This is a genomic window from Streptomyces sp. NPDC002690, from assembly GCF_053592415.1.
The window spans coordinates 1-3,380 of record NZ_JBSFVR010000552.1; the positions used below are offsets into that span (position 1 = coordinate 1).

Sequence of the window (3,380 nt, forward strand, 5' to 3'; positions counted from 1 at the left end):
CCGCTCTGGGCGGCCGTGCGCCCCTGCTGCGCGGCGACAGCCGCGTGCCCGAGGCTTCCCGGGCGCCCGGCGAGCCTGCCCGGACTGGTGAAGTTCAGGAAGCTCAGACTCTCCTCGCCGCTGCGGTCACCCGGAAGCGCCCGGAAGGAGCGCAGATATTCGGAGTACAGCGCGTCGTAGATCGGAGTGGGCGATGAGCCCCCCGGGAGGTCCCTGGAGGGACGCATGCCGGGGATCGGACTCAGATGCTGGCGGGGCGGGTCGTATGAGTGCACATACGGGCCAACGACCCCGGCCTCCGTCGGATGCGGCCCCGGAGGAGAAATCGCCGCGCGACCCGGACCCGGGGGAGGGGCGGACATGATCAGGTGCCGGCCAGCGGCATCGAGGCGGCGACGAGCAGACCGTTGACCGCCGCCTTGTCCAGCGCGTCCCTCAGCAGGTCCTCACGGGGCTGTTGGCCGATCGATCCCGCCGGGGCCGCGAAGACGAGCACCTGCTGCGACCTGTTGACCGCCGCCCGCCACCCGTCGGTGACCTGGAGCGGCTGGTGCGCCTGCCACCAGGCGACGGGGGTCCCACCTCCGGAGCCCGGCTGCAGCACCGCGTGCAGCCGGCCCACGGCCAGCAGCACCGACCAGCCGGGCAGCGGGCCGGGCAGCCGGTCGAGGTCGTAGGACTGGCGGAAACCCTGCTCCTGGAGCAGCTGGAGGAACTCGTCGCCCCCGCTGCCGTCGGTGCCGGGCCGGGCGATCGGGCCGGTCGGCTCGACCACCAGTGCCGGGCGCAGATCGTCCTCGATGAGGACGAGTCCGCTGGTGACGCCGAGGACGGCCTGTTCGGGCATGGGACCCTCCGGATTCTGCGGCTCGCTGCCGGTGATACTGCGCACCGCGCCCTGGAGCTGGTCCTCCGCGACGCGTACGACCTGGGACGGGATGCAGGAGGCGTGCGCGAAGGCCAGTACGGCCGTCTCGTCGCCCACGAACAGCACGGTGCTGGTGCGTTCCTGCTCCGAGTCGCCGGGGGTGCGGCAGGAGGTGCAGTCGTAGCTGCCCGGGGCGTTGTCGCCGACGAGCAGCCGGTCTGCTTCGGCGTCGCCGATTTCGGCGCGTACGTCCTCGCTGACGTCGAGCATGCGCGGCACGGGTCGCTCCTAGGAGTCGGTGCGTGGCCGGGCGGGTCCCGGCTCATGCAAGAACAACGGACGATCCGTCGCCCGGGTCACGCCCTCGGACGCACCGATACGGCGGCCTTCCGGGCGCTTCCGGTGGGTGGGCCGGGCGGCCGGGTTCGCCGTCCGGAGGAGGAACGGGACCGGGATTCCGGGCTCCGTGCCCGGTCGGTCCGCCGCCGCAGGGCGCCGACGGACCGGCTAGGGGGCAAGCACCCGGGGTGCCGGCCGGGGCCTTCCGGTCCGTCGCGCGTACAGCATCGGGGGCAGCGTCCGTACGATTTTCGACGGCGTGTGCGCCCGTCCGGTCCGTCAGGAGGTCCGGACCCCGGCCCGGTCCGAGGTCCGGACGGGACCGGTCCCGCCGACCGCCCTGAGACGGTCCTGCTCCGGTCCGCGGGCACTCGCGGACGGAAGGTGTCCGCGAGTCCTGGCAGACTCCCCGGCATGTTGGAGACCTCGGCACGACTGCTGCGCCTGCTCTCGCTCCTCCAGGCCCACCGCGACTGGAGCGGACACCAACTGGCCGAACGCCTCGGCGTCACCCCGAGGACCGTACGGCGCGACGTCGACAAGCTGCGGGAGCTCGGCTACCCCGTCCACGCCAGCCCGGGGACCGGCGGCGGCTACCAGCTCGGCGCCGGGGCCGCGCTGCCCCCGCTGCTGCTGGACGACGACGAGGCCGTGGCGGTGGTGGTCGGGCTGCGCACGGCCGCGGGCAACGGGGTCGAGGGCATCGGCGAGACCTCGGTCCGCGCCCTCGCCAAGGTCGAGCAGGTGCTCCCGGACAGGTTGAGCCGCCGGGTGGGTGCGTTGAGCGCCTTCACGGTGCCCATGGTGCGCGGGCCCGGGCCGGAGGGGAGCGCCGTCGACCCCGGCCTGCTGACCGAGCTCGCGGGCGCCTGCCGGGACTGCCGGCGGCTCCGTTTCACCTATCGGGACCACGGGGGATCCGAGTCCCGCAGGCACGCGGAACCGCACCGTCTGGTGTGCGCGGAGCGCCGCTGGTACCTGGTCGCCTGGGACGTGGACCGGGAGGACTGGCGTACCTTCCGGGCCGACCGGATCACGCCGACGCCGCCGCACGGCTCGCGCTTCACGCCCCGCCCGCCCCCGGCCGAGGACCTGGCCGCCTACGTCTCGCGGGGCGTCTCGACCACCGTCTACCCGGTCCGGGGGGTGGTCCGGCTGATGGTCTCCGCCGAGGAGGCGGCCTCCAGGATCAGCCCGTCCGCAGGCGTGCTGGAGCCCGTCGACGCGGGGAGCTGTCTGCTCACCGCGGGAGCGGCGAGCCTGGACGTGCTGGTCATTCACGTGCTGATGACCGGGTTCGAGTTCGCGGTCGTGGAGCCGCCCGAGCTCACCGGGCGCATCCTGGCCGCCCGCGATCGGCTGACCTCGGCGTTGCGCAGGTCGGGGCATTCCGCATAGTGGACGCGCCGGGGAGATGTGAGGGATTGGTGTGGGCAGGTAAGTCCGACATAAGGGCGAATGAATTCCAGAAGGCGTTCTCATGGCCGTGAATGGGTGGAAGAACGCCGGGACCGGGTCTTCTCCCGGGTGCGGCACGCAATTCCCCGGCTCTGCGGACGGATGGGCCGCCGGGCGTCCGCATTGCCTTTTCGCTTCGCCGGAGGACTTGTTCGAGTTAATTGTTCGACCGTAATGCGGATGTGGATCTTGTGACACAAGTGTGACCGATGCCGCACCCGCGAGAGGCCCGGGAGCAGGGTGCCGCGACGATTCCGACGCCGCCGGGGCCTGCCCGGGAGCGCCCCGCGCGCTCTACGGTGGAAGGCATGGCATCCCTACCGACCAAGCCCGCCCAGCCCGACGACCCGCCCGGGCCGTACGTCGGCCTGGAGGCCGAAACCGCCGAGCGGCGAGCCGTGGCACATGGCTGGACCACGGTCCGGGCAGTACCCCCGGGCACGTTCCTGACCATGGAGTTCCGCACGGGGCGCATCAACTTCGAGGTCGAGGACGACACCGTGACCCGCTGCTGGATCGGCTGACCCCCGTCGCCGGATCGCCCGCTGCCTCTCGTCCCGCGACCGTCACCCGTACGCGCCCCGGCCCGGACATGGCTCAGGCCCCGGCCGGAGCCGGGGCCTGAGCCATGCGGTGCGTCGCCGTGGTGCGGGGCGCTCTCAGCCGCCCGACAACGGGCGGGCCGGGGTGGCGCAGATGCCGCACGTGCTGGTCG

The 3,380-nt window shown here is 73.0% G+C and carries 4 protein-coding genes; 2 read left to right on the top strand and 2 right to left on the bottom strand.

What is annotated here, in order from left to right:
- On the bottom strand, nt 1-227 hold a 227-nt coding region (locus ACWD3D_RS35015), incomplete at its 3' end, for a hypothetical protein (protein WP_451464721.1).
- 137 nt (nt 228-364) lie between these two features.
- Nucleotides 365-1,147 (bottom strand): hypothetical protein, encoded by a 783-nt coding sequence (locus ACWD3D_RS35020; protein ID WP_451464722.1) that lies wholly within the window; start codon nt 1,145-1,147, stop codon nt 365-367.
- A gap of 474 nt (nt 1,148-1,621) precedes the next feature.
- Here ACWD3D_RS35020 and ACWD3D_RS35025 point away from each other — a divergent pair, with 474 nt between their 5' ends.
- Nucleotides 1,622-2,605 (top strand): helix-turn-helix transcriptional regulator, encoded by a 984-nt coding sequence (locus ACWD3D_RS35025; RefSeq protein WP_451464723.1) that lies wholly within the window; start codon nt 1,622-1,624, stop codon nt 2,603-2,605.
- 368 nt (nt 2,606-2,973) lie between these two features.
- Nucleotides 2,974-3,189 carry an I78 family peptidase inhibitor gene (locus ACWD3D_RS35030; RefSeq protein ID WP_451464724.1) on the top strand — a complete coding sequence of 72 codons (216 nt, stop codon included), beginning with the start codon at nt 2,974-2,976 and terminating at the stop codon, nt 3,187-3,189.
- Nucleotides 3,190-3,380: the final 191 nt, after the last annotated feature.